The 14379-nt window shown below is 67.8% G+C and carries 13 protein-coding genes and 1 tRNA gene; 5 read left to right on the plus strand and 9 right to left on the minus strand.

What is annotated here, in order from left to right:
* Positions 1 to 3071: transglycosylase domain-containing protein (locus tag DPV74_RS31585; RefSeq protein WP_119338607.1), on the minus strand; the 3071-nt coding region annotated here is incomplete at its 3' end.
* 419 nt (positions 3072 to 3490) lie between these two features.
* Between DPV74_RS31585 and DPV74_RS31590 the strand changes: the two genes are divergently transcribed.
* Positions 3491 to 3883, plus strand: coding sequence for an MAPEG family protein (locus tag DPV74_RS31590; protein WP_119338608.1), 393 nt, complete (start codon positions 3491 to 3493; stop codon positions 3881 to 3883).
* Positions 3884 to 3892: 9 nt separating this feature from the next.
* Here DPV74_RS31590 and DPV74_RS31595 read toward each other — a convergent pair whose 3' ends face one another.
* A complete protein-coding gene (locus DPV74_RS31595) occupies positions 3893 to 4075 on the minus strand; it encodes a hypothetical protein (protein WP_240440043.1) in 183 nt (60 codons plus the stop codon).
* Positions 4076 to 4143: 68 nt separating this feature from the next.
* Here DPV74_RS31595 and DPV74_RS31600 point away from each other — a divergent pair, with 68 nt between their 5' ends.
* Both DPV74_RS31600 and DPV74_RS31605 read left to right on the plus strand, forming a co-directional pair.
* On the plus strand, positions 4144 to 4281 hold the full coding sequence (locus DPV74_RS31600) for a hypothetical protein (RefSeq protein WP_162923188.1): 138 nt from the start codon (positions 4144 to 4146) through the stop codon (positions 4279 to 4281).
* A 138-nt stretch (positions 4282 to 4419) separates the two neighbouring features.
* Positions 4420 to 4704, plus strand: a complete 285-nt coding sequence (locus DPV74_RS31605) for a PAAR domain-containing protein (RefSeq protein WP_027789204.1) — start codon at positions 4420 to 4422, stop codon at positions 4702 to 4704.
* Between the two features lie 58 nt (positions 4705 to 4762).
* Here the strand turns inward: DPV74_RS31605 and DPV74_RS31610 are convergent, their stop codons facing one another.
* Together DPV74_RS31610 and DPV74_RS31615 are read right to left on the minus strand one after the other, a co-directional pair.
* Positions 4763 to 5074 carry a cupin domain-containing protein gene (locus DPV74_RS31610; RefSeq protein ID WP_119338609.1) on the minus strand — a complete coding sequence of 104 codons (312 nt, stop codon included), beginning with the start codon at positions 5072 to 5074 and terminating at the stop codon, positions 4763 to 4765.
* 67 nt (positions 5075 to 5141) lie between these two features.
* Positions 5142 to 5825: a DJ-1/PfpI family protein gene (locus DPV74_RS31615; RefSeq protein ID WP_021160187.1), complete on the minus strand. Its 684-nt coding sequence runs from the start codon at positions 5823 to 5825 to the stop codon at positions 5142 to 5144.
* A gap of 118 nt (positions 5826 to 5943) precedes the next feature.
* Between DPV74_RS31615 and DPV74_RS31620 the strand changes: the two genes are divergently transcribed.
* Entirely contained in the window at positions 5944 to 6915 is a 972-nt protein-coding gene (locus DPV74_RS31620; RefSeq protein ID WP_119338610.1) for a GlxA family transcriptional regulator, read from the plus strand.
* A gap of 181 nt (positions 6916 to 7096) precedes the next feature.
* Entirely contained in the window at positions 7097 to 8071 is a 975-nt protein-coding gene (locus DPV74_RS31625) for a LysR family transcriptional regulator (protein ID WP_027789208.1), read from the plus strand.
* Positions 8072 to 8156: 85 nt separating this feature from the next.
* Here DPV74_RS31625 and DPV74_RS31630 read toward each other — a convergent pair whose 3' ends face one another.
* The 5 genes from DPV74_RS31630 to DPV74_RS31650 all read right to left on the minus strand — a co-directional run bounded on the left by DPV74_RS31630 (position 8157) and on the right by DPV74_RS31650 (position 14357).
* Positions 8157 to 10349, minus strand: coding sequence for a hypothetical protein (locus DPV74_RS31630; protein ID WP_119338611.1), 2193 nt, complete (start codon positions 10347 to 10349; stop codon positions 8157 to 8159).
* Between the two features lie 120 nt (positions 10350 to 10469).
* Entirely contained in the window at positions 10470 to 10622 is a 153-nt protein-coding gene (locus DPV74_RS31635) for a hypothetical protein (RefSeq protein ID WP_155637359.1), read from the minus strand.
* A gap of 71 nt (positions 10623 to 10693) precedes the next feature.
* Positions 10694 to 10770: transfer RNA gene (locus DPV74_RS31640), tRNA-Met, on the minus strand.
* A gap of 155 nt (positions 10771 to 10925) precedes the next feature.
* The gene (locus DPV74_RS31645) at positions 10926 to 12584 is read right to left on the minus strand and encodes an MFS transporter (RefSeq protein ID WP_059699958.1); all 1659 of its coding nucleotides are present in this window, start codon (positions 12582 to 12584) and stop codon (positions 10926 to 10928) included.
* Between the two features lie 225 nt (positions 12585 to 12809).
* Positions 12810 to 14357 carry a sensor histidine kinase gene (locus DPV74_RS31650; protein ID WP_059699960.1) on the minus strand — a complete coding sequence of 516 codons (1548 nt, stop codon included), beginning with the start codon at positions 14355 to 14357 and terminating at the stop codon, positions 12810 to 12812.
* Between the last annotated feature and the right edge of the window lie 22 nt (positions 14358 to 14379).

The raw sequence follows: 14379 nt of genomic DNA on the forward strand, positions 1-14379 counted from the left end.
GCTGCCGCGTGCGGTGCGGCGCCCGCGGTGCGCGTGCCGGTGCCGGCCGGGCGTTCGATCAGCGGCGCGAGCGCCGGCGCCATCGACTTCAGCAACTGCACGGCCATCGCGCTCGTGAAGTCGTAGCGTGCCGCGTACGGTTCGTGCGCGGTCGCCGTCAGGACCCCGAAGAACCGGTCGCCGAGCACGAACACGAACGTGCCGCTACGGTTCACCTTGCGCGACTCGATCAGCCGCGCGCCGCGCGCGTAGACGTTGAAGCGCTGGTCGCCCGTCCCGGTCTTGCCGTACACGTCGAGCGTCTTGCCGTCGGGCAGCGTGAAGCCGCCCGCGAGGCGGCGCGCGGTGCCGTTGAGCACGACGTCGCGCAGCAGCGTGTGCGCGACGTTGACGATCTCGGGCGACAGCACCGGTTGCGGCTGCGCGGCCGCGCGCACGAAGCGCGTTTCGTACGGCGTGCCCTTCGCGAAGTCGAGCCGTGTGATCGTCTCGGTCGGCGCTTTCTGGCCGCCGTTCGCGATCAGGCCGATCAGTTTCGCGAGCGCGTCGGGCTGGTCGCCCGATGCGCCGATCGCGGCCGCGTACGACGGCGTGACTTCCGCGAACGGGTAGCCGAGTGCCCGCCACGACTTCGTGATCTCCGCGTACGCGCGCAGTTCGACCATGCGACGGATGCGGCGGTCCTGGGTCGCGTGGTAGCGCGTCTTGTACAGCCACGAGTACGTGTAGAAACGCGCGTCGCGGCTGTCGCGCTGGACATCGGCAAGCGGCGCCGCCGGGTGGGCGCGCAGGTAGTTGAGCGTCCACAGCGCGAGCGGATGCACGCTCGCGATATAACCGCGATCGTTGAGGTTGAAGCGGTCGATCGCGTACTTCGCGTAGAGCCTGGCGAGATCGTCGTCGGACAGCGTCGCGGCCGGCGTGCCCTTCAGTTGCGCGCGCATCTGCGCGTCGAACCACGCGAGCGATTCGTTCGGCGCGACGCTGCGCAGCACCGTCGCGATCTTCGGCGGCGATTTGCGCACGTCCTTCAGCATCAGCGCGAGCGCGTCGTCGGGCGCCTTGCCCGCATAGCGCGTGTAGTAGCGCTTCACGTAGACCTGGCTTTCGCCGTCGACGAACTGCTGCAGGTAATGCCGGCGCTGTTCGGGGTCGCCGAGCCACGACGACGACGGGCCGGCCGCCTGCAGCGTCTCGTAGTGGACGATGTCGCGCATCAGCCGCACGAACACGAGGTTGACCGAGTGCTCGAAGGCCGCGTGCAGCGTCAGGATGCGGCCGTTGTCCGACTTTTCGAAGTTCGAGAACACTTGTGCGCCGCCGCCCGTGTAGAACACGTCGGGGCTCGCCGAATACTTGCGTTCGACGGCCGCGTCGAGCATCGCCTGCAGCGAGCGGTCGCGCGTATGCGACAGGTAGTCGAGCGCCCAGTGCGACAGCCCGTCGATCGGGTCGGGCTTCACGCGGGCCAGCTCCGCGTTCGACAGGTTCGCGTAGCGCGCATGCAGGTCGGACACGATCTGCAGGTAGGTGATCAGCGTGCGCAGCTTCGCGGTCGAGCCGAGGTTGATGCGGCCGCCGCGATTGACGTCGAACGGCTCGTTCACGCTGTCAGTCTGCACGCGCAGCAGGTTCGCGCCGTTGCGGTGTTCGTACAGCGTGAAGCTGTACGTGAGGTGCGACGGGTCGTCCTTCGGTGCGAGCATCTCGAAACCGTACAGGCCGGCCGCCTGCGCGCCGTCGCGCGTCGACGCCCGTGCGAGCCGTTCGGCGACGGCCTGCTGCACGCCGTTGTCGAGCGTGCTGGTCGCCTGCAGGTCGAACTGGTCGAGCTGGTACAGGTCGCTGATGCCGAGCGCCGACAGCAGCGACGCGCGCGCGGACGTCACGGCCTTGCGCGACACGAACGACTGCACGTGCACGGCGGCCGGCGGCGCGCTGCGTTCGATCTGCGCGGCAAGCGCGGCGTCGCGCAGCGCCGGCGAGATCACGCCGCCGTTCGACAGCAGCCTCAGGTAGCTGTCGGTCAGCCGTTCCAGTGCCGGATAGCCGCGATTGAGGAAGTACGACGGCGCGCGCTGCGCGATGATCAGCGACAGCACCTCGCGGAACGCCTTGCCTTGTTCGTCGACGTTGTCGCCCGTCGTCGGCGCGGACAGGATGCGGTTCACGTCGTTGAAGTCGCGGCCGTACCACGCGGCGAGGCCGTCGCCGATGCCGGTGATCTCGCCGATGTGCGGCCGCGCGGCGAGCGGGACGGAATTCAGGTAGCGCACGACGATGGTGCGGCGCGCGAGCATCGTCTGCGGGCCGTTCAGGTAGGCACGCACCGACGCCGACGCGATCTGCCGCAGCTTCTCGGGCGGCGTCGCGGTGCGGCCCTCGGGCGAATGGCGGAACTTCTCGATCTGCGTTGCGAGCGTGCTGCCGCCCGGGCGCGCCTGGTGGCGGTTGACGACGTGCAGCGCCTGGTCGGCGAGCGCGCGGCTGAAGCGCCCCCAGTCGATCGCCGGGTTGCGGTTCGGCTCGTTCGCGTCGAGCAGGTAGCGATCCTCGATGAACAGCAGCGAATCGACGATCACGCGCGGCACCCTGTCGAAGTCGGCATAGACGCGCTGCGGGAACACGGTCGCGAACAGCGGCGCGCCGGTCGAGTCGAACAGCGTCAGGCCCGCCTGGTCCTTCTCCTCGAACGGGAGGAACAGCCCGCGATCGCCGATCGACAGCATCCGCTGCGAATCGCGCGCCTGCTTGCCGACGACGAAGCCGCGCGCGAGCAGCCGTTCCTGGAACGCCGGAATCATCGCGTAGCCGAGGCGCTGGTCGTACGGGCCGTTCGCGGGGAAGCGGATGCGATCGCTCGGGCCCGCCTCGAGCGTGTAGCCGACGTCGCGGGTGAGATCGGACAGGTAGTGCGCCTGCAGCCGGGACGTTTCGATCTCGCTCTGCACGAGCCGCGCGACGATCGCCACCGCGATCAGCAGCGCGGCGAGCAGGGACCACTTGACCCACGTCCAGACCGATGCGGGACCGGTCACGCGCGGCAGGATACGATTCAGCGGCCGATTCATGGCGGCGTCTCCCTGAAGGCGCGGGCTCCGGCCGCACCCCATTAAGGATTAGTGTAGTCCTCCGCAGCGGGCTGCCAAGGGCGTCGACTACCGAGATGCGTCGACGCAACGTGCATGCCTGTGATGCGCGGCAACGGGCGCCGCGCCGAGATGGTGCGCGCCGCTGCGGCTTGAACGTTTGCGCGTTGCGCGCGGCGGCGTCCGCGTGGCAGGGGCGGCGGCGGGCAGGCCCGCGCGGCCGGGCCGACGGACGATGCACGGATTTCGTGCGCTGCGGCATCGTTCCAATTCGGGCCGGAACCCGTTCGTGAAAGGGGGCGTCGCACGGCGACGCTACGGGTTTCCGCGATAGCCGCGCGCGCCGGCGGCGGGTACGATCGCCGGATGTGCGGCGCATGTCCGCTTCCGCCCGGAGTCCCATGGCGATCCATCCCGTCGCACTCGTGTGCACGGCCATCCTCGGGCTGCTGCTGTTCGGGCTCGGGTTCGTCGTGTCCGTCACGCGCTTTCGATGCACCATCGGGTCCGGGTGTGCGTCCGACCCGACGAACGGGTTGCACAAGATCGTGCGCGCGCACGGCAACACGGCCGAATACGCGCCGTTCCTCGCGGTGCTGTTTCTCTATTTCGGCGCCCACGATCCGTCTCGCGCGATCCTCGCGCTGATCGTCGCGGCAACCGCGTTCCGCTGCCTGCTGGTCATCGGATTGCTCGCGTGGCCGACGATGGCCAACCCGAATCCCGTGCGTTTCATCGGCGCGCTCGGCACGTATCTGTGCGGGGCCGCGCTGTGCGTCGCGCTGATCGTCTGAACGGCGGCGCTACCGCCACATCAGCGTCGCGCGATCGTGCCGGCGCACGGCTTCGACGAAGCAGTGGATCAGGTAGTCGCAGGCAATCGTGTTCAGCGCATCGCGGCGCGTGAGCACGCCGACCGACACGGCCGGAATCGTTTCCTCCACACCGATCGCGACCATCCGCTCGCGAATCCAGTCGATTTCCATGAAGCGCCTCGGCACGCACGACACGGTGTCGGTGTGCACCGACAGCGAAAAACGCCGCGCTGAACGACGTGCATTCGACGATCGGCTGCGGCGCATCGGGCGCCGATTCGACGGGGCACGCGGCGGTTGCCGCGATCAACGGCCCCGGCGCGTCCGCGAACGACCGCCAGTTCGAGGCGCGGATCGGCGTCCGGCACAAGTTCTGACGAATGCGGCGATCGGCTAGCGGCGGCCGCGAGCGGTGATATGCTCGCGGCACGCCCGCGATCGACGGGTGGATTCCGATTGCCCGCGTGCGGCCGTGATGCCGCGCTGCACGGCATTTCCGAGGGAAGAACCGACACATGAGCCGCAAATTCATTCTGAAGGGCGACACGACCGACCACGGCGGTGTCGTGCTCGACGGGATCGCCAATTCGTCGTTCGACGGACGTGAACTCGCCTATCTCGGCGCGTCGGTGTTCTGCGCCGCCTGCAAGTCTCCCGGCGTGATCGTGTCCGACGGCGGCGAGCGGACGATGACCGTGATGGGCAAGGTCGTCGCGCTCGAACACGACCTGTGCCAGTGCCAGTGCACGCCGCAGCCGAAGCTGATCGCGTCGCAGGCCACCGGGACGATCACCGGATGAAACCCGCCGCGCGGATGCGCTCGGCATCCGCGCGGCCTCGGCGCACGGCCAACGTCCGTCAGACGCTGCCTTCGGTTTCGATCACGAGGACGCGTGCTTCGCCGAGCGGATGCGCGACGTGCTCGGTGCCGGCCGTCGCGTGGAACACGTCACCCGTTTCGAGCAGCGTCGCGTGCTCGACGCCTGCTTCCCGATAACGCATCTCGACGCGACCGTCGAGCACCGCGAACACTTCCTCGCCGTCGTTCACGTGCCATCGATACGGCTGGTCGGTCCAGTGCAGGCGAACCGTGATGCCGCCCAGGTTCGCGATGTCGAGCGCGCCCCACGCACGGTCCGCGGTGAACGCGGCGCTGCGGACGATGTTCATCGATATGTTCTCCGGCGCGAGTGCGCGTCGTCTTTCAGTCGTCGAGGCAATTTCTACGTATCCGCATTCAGCGCGACATCGCGCGCAGCGCCTGTTCGATCGTCGCCTTGCGCTTCGCGAAACCGGCCGCCGAACGTTCGGTGACGCGCTTCACGACGGCTGCCGGCGCGGTGTCCGGCGAACCGGCGTCGAACGGCGGCGCGGGCGCGTATTCGAGTTGCAGCTGGATCGCCTGCGCTTCCTCGTCGCCGGCCAGTTCCGCGGCGATCGTCAACGCGAAGTCGATGCCGGCCGTGACGCCGCCGCCCGTGATCAGGTTGCCGTCGCGCACCACGCGCTCACGCACCGGCACCGCGCCGAGCGGTTCGAGCAGCGTGTGGAACGCCCAGTGCGTCGTCGCGCGCCGTCCGCGCAGCAGGCCGGCCACGCCGAGCAGCAGCGCGCCCGTGCAGACCGACGTCACGTAGCGCGCGGTGGCCGCGCGCTGCTGCACGAAGGCGATCGTTTCGGCATCGAGCAGCAGTTCGTTGATCCCGATGCCGCCCGGAATGCAGATCACGTCGAGCGGCGGGCAATCGTCGAACGTGCAGGTCGGCGCGAGCGCGAGCCCGCTGCTCGACGCGACGGTGTCGCGCGACTTCCAGACCAGGTGGACGGCCGCGTCGGGCAGCGACGCGAGCACGTCGTGCGGGCCGGTGAGATCGAGTTGCTGGACGCCCGGGAACACGAGAAAGCCGATATGCAGGGTCATGCGAAGACTCCGGTTGGAAGGGGGGGCGCACCGTTGCCGGCGCGGGATGGACAGATCGATTCTAGGCGCGTAGTGTTTGGCGAAATTGCCATATCACCCACGTTTTCAGCCAATCGCCATGCCTGCCGCCCCGCGTTCGATCCTGGTTCTCGCGTTCCCTCGTGCCCAGCTGCTCGACGTATCGGGGCCGCTGCAGGTGTTTGCGTCCGTCAACGAGCTCGCGCAGGAGCGCGGCCAGCCGGCGCCCTACGCGCCGCGTGTCGTCGCGGCCGAGGCCGGGCCCGTCGAGACGTCGTCGGGTCTCGTCGTGATGGCCGAGTCGCTGCGTTCGGCCGCACGCCATCCCGATACGCTGATCATCGCCGGCGGCAAGGGCGTGCATGCGGCATCCCGGGACGCGCGGCTGGTGCGCTGGGTGCGGCAGCAGGCGGCGCGCACACGGCGCGTGGCGTCCGTCTGCACCGGCGCATTCCTGCTCGCCGAGGCCGGCCTGCTCGACGGGCGCCGTGCGGTCACGCACTGGGCGCGCTGCGACGAGTTCGCGGCGCGCTATCCGAACGTGCGCGTCGAATCCGATCCGATCTTCATCCGCGAAGGCGCGCTGTGGACCTCGGCCGGCGTGACGGCCGGCATCGATCTCGCGCTCGCGCTGGTCGAGGAGGACCTGGGGCGGGCGACCGCGCTCGACGTCGCGCGCGAACTCGTCGTGTTCCTGAAGCGCCCGGGCGGTCAGGCGCAGTTCAGCACGATGCTGTCGATGCAGCGCACCGACGACCGGTTCGGCGAACTGCATGCGTGGATGGCCGAGCACCTGACGGCCGACCTGTCGGTGCCCGCGCTGGCCGAGCGCGCAAGCATGAGCGAGCGCAGCTTCGTGCGCCACTACCGCGCGGGCACCGGCCGCACCCCCGCGCGCGCGGTCGAGCAGCTCCGCGTCGAGGCCGCGCAGCGCCTGCTCGGCGAAACGGCGTGGCCCGTCAAGCGGATCGCCGCGCGTTGCGGCTTCGGCTCCGAGGAGACGCTGCGACGCTGTTTCGTGCGGGTGCTGGGCGTGTCGCCGCAAGGCTATCGCGAGCGCTTCGTGCGATAACGCACGGCGTGCGGCTGCGCTCGGGGCCGGAACGATCGCCGAGTGAAACTGAACGGAAATCGATCGCTTTCCAGTCCGAAACGCAGAAACTATTCAGGATCGGAGAACAATGGGCGGGGGCTTGTGCCGTGCCCGTCGCGCGCTCTATTCTGTTCCGTTGGCGATTCGAAGGGGGAGCAGCATGGACCGAATCCAGGCAATGGAAGTTTTTACCCGTGTGGTCGACGCGAACAGCTTCACACGCGCGGCCGACACGCTCGCGATGCCGCGCGCGTCGGTGACGACCATCATTCAGAACCTCGAGGCGCTGCTGGGCGTGCGCCTGATGCACCGGACGACACGCAGGCTGTCGCTCACGCCGGAAGGCGCGGCGTACTACGAGCATTGCACGAAGATCATCTCGGAGATCGCGGAGGCCGACGCGAGTTTCCAGACGGGCAACCGCAAGCCGAGCGGCGTGCTGCGTGTCCACATGCCGAGTTCGCTCGGGCGGCGCATCGTGCTGCCGTCGCTGTCGATTTTCCGGCAGCGCTACCCCGACATCACGCTCGAACTGGGGCTCTCCGACCGCTATGTGGATCCGGTCGAGGAGGGCATCGACTGCATGATCCGGGTCGGGCCGCTCGAGGATTCGTCGATGGTCGCGCGGCGGATCGGGATGCTGAAGCGCGTGACCTGCGCGTCACCCGACTACCTCGCGCGTCACGGCGAGCCGCACGAGATTGCCGATCTCGCCGACCATCACGCGGTGAATTTCCGTGCGAGCCACGGCGCGCGTGCGATTCCGTGGGTGTTCATGATCGACGGCAAGCCGTTCGAGGTGCGGATGAACGGAAGCGTCACGGTCAACGATTCGGATGCCTACGTGACGTGCGGGCTCGAAGGGTTCGGGATGATCCAGCCGACGCTGTTCATGGTGCTGCCGAACCTGCTCGACGGCTCGCTGGTCGAGGTGCTGCCTGACTGCAATCCGAAGCCGAAGCCGATTTCGATCGTCTATCCGCACAACCGGCACTTGTCGCAGAAGGTGCGCGTGTTCGCCGACTGGGTCGCGGAGGTGTTCGAGGCGACGCCGTCGCTGGAAGGCGGGGAGAACTGGCGCGGGCGGGTGGGGGCGCAGGCGGCGAAGCTGCAGCGAGGGGCGGTGGCGGCGTGAGGCGCCGGGGCGCGGCCGGGGTGGCCGTGCCGCCGGTCACCGCGGTGTTGGCGTCCCGGAAAAGCCGCGTGTCGATGCCGCGGTTTCAGTTGCGGGATTGATCCGGAACAGCGCCTTGCGTCGCGCGATCGCGCAGCGCGGCGGGCAATTTCCACAGCATCAGTTCGCGCGTGCCGATTGCCCACAGCGCAGAACCGTCCCACGAAAAGGCCAGCGCCTGGATCTCGCTGTTTTTGGGTAGCGACGATGCGTCAAGCTGCACGGGCGTGCGGCCCTGTGCGACATCCCAGAGTGCCACGCGATGTTTCCAGCCGCCCGCTTTGCAGGTCGTACCCATCGCAAGGAAGCGACCGTTTGCCGAACGGGCGGCGGCCTTGAAGGTGTCGGCAGCGCCCAGCAGGGCCGACGTTACGTGCCCGTTCTTGAGATCCACCACATGCATGCCGACGAAGCGCGCCCGTTTCGGACCCGGGGCCTTCACGGGAGGTGGCATGCTGCCGTCGTCGTCGAGCAACAGCTCGAAGCCTGTCGCGATCCAGTGACCTTGCGGCGAGCCGAGCGGCTTGGGCACCCATTGCGCGGCGCCGGCGGCGCTGAAGGAATCCGGTGTGCCGATGCGCCGGGGCAACGCGATCGTACGCAGCGTGCGGCCGGTGCGGGCGTCCAGCTCGGCGAGCCCTTGCGAATCCTCCGTCCAGTAGCTCCCGGAAGGCCGCCAGCGTACCGGCCAGATCAGCGCATTGCTGCCGTTGCTGATCTCGTCCATCAGCGACTGACGTACCGACGACAGCGTCGTGACGAACGGCCATGGATCGTCGTTGCCCGGCGGCGGTGACGCAGGGCGCTGCACGGTCAGGAACGCGGAGCCGACCGGATTCGCGTCCTTCTCGCCATGCCGAAGGTCATGCCAGAAATTGGCCGGCAGATCGTCATCGAGAATCCAGGACATATCGCTCATCTGATGGTCTCGCCAATCGGTCTCGCTCGGCCAGACGACTTCATGACGATCGACCTTGCTGCTCGCGATGTCGTATCGGTACAGGCTTGGCTTGCTCTTGGCGTCGGGCTGGCCGTCGAACCAGACGGCGCTGCCGTCGCCGTTGATCATCATCTGTCGCGGCCCCTCCTTGCCGTGCCAGATTTCGTCCGCCTGCAACGCGCCGTTGGCCGCGCGCAGCCGCCACACGTACTCGTTCCAGCCGCGGTTGTCGGCCACCTGGGCGCTGAACAGCAGGCTGCCATCCGGCAGGCCGAGGATGTCGTGCGGGTACAGCAACGTGCGTTGCGACGGATCGGTCACGAACTTGTCCCAGCGGATGATCGATGGCTTGATTACCAGGGCGCTCGGGTCCGGTGCCACCAGCTTGATGGCGGGGGGCGGCATCGACGGTGCCGAGGGCAACTGCCATGCAGCGGGCGACGTGGCGATTTCCAGCCTGGCTGGCAGTGCGGACAACGCGTCGGTCAATGCCGTGAACACGTCGGCCGGGACGACGGAGATGCCGGTTCTGCTGGATTGCGTCCGGTTGCCGCTGAACACGTCCAGGTCCTGGAGTGTCAATGCTTTCCACAGGCTGTAGTCGGGGTTGGGCCGGGAGTCGATGCGACCGAACTGAACGACCGTCGCCGGATGCCCGAATAGGGCGCTTGTGTCCTGCACCCTGACGAACAGCGCGCTCCGGTACTGGCCGGTGATGCCGTCGCTATGATCCTGGCGGGCTTCCCAGAACGCGTAGGTGGGTTGCAGCGCGGGCAGGCCGGAGCCGCGGGACAGCCGGTCGACGCGGGCCCGAGCCTGATCCATGCGCCAGTCCAGTTCCTGCCGGGTGATTGCGCCTTGTTGCAGCGCCTGCTGCAGTTTCGGCAGGGTCGCATGGTCGGCGATGGCTGCGCGCAGGTCCGGCCGGCGCGACAACAGGACATGGCTCCAGGGGGCCGGCAAATTCTGCAACTGCCAGCTATTGGCGCTGGCCTTGACCGGGCTCGTCCGTTGCAGCACGCGCTCCACGAGCGGCTGCACCTGGTCATAGGGAGCGGAGACCAGCAGGAACACGGCTTCCGCATAAGCTTGCCGGTTCTTGCCGTTGTCCCAGATCAGCACCTGTTCGCGTCGACGGGCGGCTACTTCGTAATCGTCGTCGTGCCCGGTGTCGTGCAGTTGCTCGAATCTCCAATGCAGGCCGTCGACGGTGGTGTCTGGCAGCGGGTCGGCCTGGCAGGCGAGCGGGATTGCGATGCCGATCAGAATCGACAGGAAGCATGCGAGGCGTTTTCTCATTGACGTTATGCCCGGATGCAGCGGGAATTTGGACGTACCGATTCTAAGCGCGGTGTCGTGTGCGTACTGCGGTGTGCCGGGCGGCATTGCGCGGGGTATCGATTCTTGCGCCGTTCGGTATCACCGCGTACAGGCGTCGATGATGCCTTGCTTGAGATTGATGCGAAATTTGTTCAGGTCGCCGGGTGCTGAGCGCAGCTTGAAGAGATTGAGGGCGACCCGGAGATACCAGGTGCCGTGGCGATCGCGTCGCGGGCGGGGAATTTCGATCATCCGTGCCACTTGCCGTGACATCGGAAAAATGAAAAAGCCGCTGTTTCTTTCGAAACAGCGGCTCTCGCATTTGGTGGCGAATCAGGGACTCGAACCCCGGACCTGCGGATTATGATTCCGTCGCTCTAACCGACTGAGCTAATTCGCCGAAGACTTGAATTATGTAGATCGACGCTCGGGCTGTCAACACATTTTTTCATCTTCCGCGAAAAAAGTTGCCGGCGGCCCGTGACGGCCTCGCCGTGGGGCGGGTTGTCGGTCGCCGGAACCCGCGTCCGGCAAACGACAACCCGCCCTTCATCCTCAATCCTGCGCGTAGATGTTCGAGTCCTTCGTCTCCTTGACGAACAGCAGGCCGATCACGAACGTGGCCAGCGCGATCACGATCGGATACCAGAGGCCCGAGTAGATGTCGCCCTTCGCCGCGACGATCGCGAACGCGGTGGCCGGCAGGAAGCCGCCGAACCAGCCGTTGCCGATGTGATAGGGCAGCGACATCGACGTGTAGCGGATCCGCGTCGGGAACATCTCGACCAGCATCGCGGCGATCGGGCCATAGACCATCGTCACGTAGATCACGAGGATCGTCAGGATCACGATCGTCATCGGCCAGTTGAGCTGCGCCGGGTCAGCCTTGGCCGGGTAGCCGGCCGCCTTCAGCGTCGACCCGAGCGTCTTGTCGAACGCCGCGCCCTGCGCCTTCGCGTCGGCCGCCTTGCCTTCGTAGGCCGGGATCACCGTGTCGCCCACCTTGATCTGCGCCGTCGCGCCGGCCGGTGCCGCGACGTTCTCGTAGTTCAGGCCGGCTTTCGCGAGCGCGCTCTTCGCGATGTCGCACGAGTTCGTGAACTTCGACGTACCCACCGGGTTGAACTGGAACGAACAGGCGGCCGGATCGGCGATGACCGTGATCGGTGACTTCTGCGTGGCGATCTCGAGCTGCGGGTTCGCGTAGTGCGTGAGCGCCTTGAACAGCGGGAAGTAGGTCAGTGCCGCGATCAGGCAGCCCGCGAGGATGATCGGCTTGCGGCCGATCTTGTCCGACAGCGAACCGAAGAACAGGAAGAACGGCGTGCCGATCAGCAGCGCGATCGCGATCAGGATGTTCGCGCTCGCCCCGTCCACCTTCAGCGTCTGCGTGAGGAAGAACAGCGCGTAGAACTGGCCCGTGTACCACACGACGGCCTGGCCGGCGGTCAGGCCGACGAGCGCGAGGATCACGATCTTCAGGTTCTTCCACTGGCCGAACGCTTCGGTCAGCGGCGCCTTCGACGTCTTGCCTTCCGCCTTGATGCGCAGGAACACCGGCGATTCGTTCAACTGCATCCGGATCCACACCGACACCGCGAGCAGCAGGATCGACGCGACGAACGGCACGCGCCAGCCCCAGCTGCCGAACGCTTCCTCGCCGATGAAGGTGCGCACGCCGAGGATCACGAGCAGCGACAGGAACAGGCCGAGCGTGGCGGTCGTCTGGATCCACGCGGTGTAGAAGCCTCGACGGTTGGCCGGCGCGTGCTCGGCGACGTAGGTCGCCGCGCCGCCGTACTCGCCGCCGAGCGCGAGACCCTGCAACAGCCGCATCGCGATGAAGATCACGGGCGCGGCGATGCCGATCGACGCGTAGCCGGGCAGGAAGCCGACCACGAAGGTCGAGATGCCCATGATCACGATCGTCACGAGGAACGTGTGCTTGCGGCCGACGAGGTCGCCGAGGCGGCCGAACACGATCGCGCCGAACGGCCGCACCGCGAAGCCGGCCGCGAAGCCGAGCAGCGTGAAGATGAAGGCGGCGGTCGGGTTGACGCCGGAGAAGAAGCTCTTGCTGATGTAGGCCGCGAGCGAGCCGGCCAGGTAAAAGTCGTACCACTCGAACACGGTGCCGAGCGACGACGCGAAGATCACCTTCTTCTCTTCACCCGTCATCGGCGAGTGCGAAATTTGCCCGCCTAACGTTGCCATGAGTCGTCTCCAAGTCCCTTTGTAGGTGTGCGGCCGCCTTGGGTGAGGCCGGCCTGTTGACGATTATTGGTAGGGAAACTTACGGCGGACTGACTCGCGTCTGCAAAGCAGATGTGCGTCAAATTTCGTCTAAGTTTCTGCCTTGAGTGTCTATCACGCTTGCAACGTCGCCGAAATCGTCGATTTCGGCGTAATCCGGGCAGCCTGCGGCGGCGCGCGTCAGGGTTAATCCGGGGCGGCTTCGGTCAGCGGCAGGCTGACGCGCACGAGCGTGCCGGCGAGGCGCGGGGCGTGCTGGTAGACGTGATCGTCGAGCGTCAGCGTGCCGCCGTGCTGCGTGGCGATCTCGCGCACGATCGCGAGCCCGAGGCCGCTGCCGTCGCCTTCGCGGCCGAGGATCCGGTAGAAGCGCTCGACGACGCGCTCGCGTTCGGCGGCCGGGATGCCCGGCCCGGTGTCCTCGACTTCGAGGTGCACGAACCGCGCGGCGGGCTCGGCGCGCACGCGCACCGTGATGCGGCCGCCTTCCGGCGTGTAGCGGATCGCGTTGTCGATCAGGTTGCCGAGCATCTCGCGCAGCATCACCGGGTTGCCGTCGACGTCGAGCGGCGTGTCGTCCGGCGGGCCTTCGTAGCCGAGATCCATGCGTTTCGCGAGCGCGGCCTGCACCCAGTCGCGCACCGCGCGCCGCGCGAGCGAGGCGATTTCGACCGGCTCGAACGTCAGCCCGCTCGCACGGTTCTCGGCGCGCGCCAGCGCGAGCAACTGCGTGACGAGCCGCGCGGCCTGCTCGGAGCTCGTCGCGATCTGCTCGAGCGAGCGCTGCACGTCGGGCGGCACGGGGTGGCGCAGCGCGAACTCGGCCTGCGTGCGCAGGCCCGCGAGCGGCGTCTTCATCTGGTGGGCGGCGTCGGCGATGAAGCGTTTTTGCAGCGCCATGTTCTGTTCGAGGCGGGCGAGCAGGTCGTTGAACGACGTGACGAGCGGCTCGATCTCGGGCGGCGCGCGCTGCGCCTCGACCGGCGACAAGTCGTCGGGCCGCCGCGCGCGGATGTGCGCCTGCAGCGCGTTGAGCGGCGCGAGCCCGCGCGACAGCCCGAACCAGACCAGCAGGATCGCGAGCGGCAGGATCACGAACTGCGGCAGGATCACGCCCTTGATGATGTCGTTCGCGAGCGCGTTGCGCTTGTCCAGCGTTTCGCCGACCTGCACGAGCACGGGCTGTGTGCTGTCCGATTGCGGCAGCGCGACCGTCGTATACGCGACGCGCACGTCGTTGCCGCGCAGCAGGTCGTCGCGGAACATGACGACGCCAGGCGGCGGGCGGTCCTCGTCGCGCGGCAGCGGCATGTCGGCTTCGCCCGCGACCAGTTCGCCGCGGGTGCCGAGCACCTGGAAATAGACGCTGTCGACGTTGTCCGCGCGCAGGAAGTCGCGCGTCTGCTGCGGCAGCGTCAGCTCGGCGACGCCGTTTACCGGATGGATCTGCCGCGCGAGCACGTACGCGTTGGTCTCGAGCGCGCGATCGAACGGACCGTTCGCGATCGTCTTCGCGACGAGGTAGGTGACGGCGATGCTCATCGGCCACAGCAGCAGCAGCGGCGCGAGCATCCAGTCGAGGATCTCGCCGAACAGGGAGCGCGGGCGCGGCGCCTCGGGCGCATCGGTTTCGTCGGGCGGCGCGAACGGGTTCTCGTAGCGCGCGTCGCGCGCCTCGTCGGCGGCCGACGACGGCGCGCCGGTCGGGTGGCGGGTATGGGCCGGCGTGGCCATCGCGGCGACGCCCGGGGTCAGC

Source organism: Burkholderia sp. HAN2018 (assembly GCF_024704855.1).
GTDB lineage: Bacteria > Pseudomonadota > Gammaproteobacteria > Burkholderiales > Burkholderiaceae > Burkholderia > Burkholderia cepacia.

Excerpts from the sequence above, each read along its gene's own strand:
- DPV74_RS31590 (WP_119338608.1), top strand. The coding sequence starts at position 3,491 with ATGGCGATCCATCCCGTCGCACTCGTGTGCACGGCCATCCTCGGGCTG.
- DPV74_RS31595 (WP_240440043.1), bottom strand. The coding sequence starts at position 4,075 with ATGGAAATCGACTGGATTCGCGAGCGGATGGTCGCGATCGGTGTGGAG.
- DPV74_RS31605 (WP_027789204.1), top strand. The coding sequence starts at position 4,420 with ATGAGCCGCAAATTCATTCTGAAGGGCGACACGACCGACCACGGCGGT.
- DPV74_RS31610 (WP_119338609.1), bottom strand. The coding sequence starts at position 5,074 with ATGAACATCGTCCGCAGCGCCGCGTTCACCGCGGACCGTGCGTGGGGC.
- DPV74_RS31615 (WP_021160187.1), bottom strand. The coding sequence starts at position 5,825 with ATGACCCTGCATATCGGCTTTCTCGTGTTCCCGGGCGTCCAGCAACTC.
- DPV74_RS31620 (WP_119338610.1), top strand. The coding sequence starts at position 5,944 with ATGCCTGCCGCCCCGCGTTCGATCCTGGTTCTCGCGTTCCCTCGTGCC.
- DPV74_RS31625 (WP_027789208.1), top strand. The coding sequence starts at position 7,097 with ATGGACCGAATCCAGGCAATGGAAGTTTTTACCCGTGTGGTCGACGCG.
- DPV74_RS31630 (WP_119338611.1), bottom strand. The coding sequence starts at position 10,349 with ATGAGAAAACGCCTCGCATGCTTCCTGTCGATTCTGATCGGCATCGCA.
- DPV74_RS31635 (WP_155637359.1), bottom strand. The coding sequence starts at position 10,622 with ATGATCGAAATTCCCCGCCCGCGACGCGATCGCCACGGCACCTGGTAT.
- DPV74_RS31645 (WP_059699958.1), bottom strand. The coding sequence starts at position 12,584 with ATGGCAACGTTAGGCGGGCAAATTTCGCACTCGCCGATGACGGGTGAA.
- DPV74_RS31650 (WP_059699960.1), bottom strand. The coding sequence starts at position 14,357 with ATGGCCACGCCGGCCCATACCCGCCACCCGACCGGCGCGCCGTCGTCG.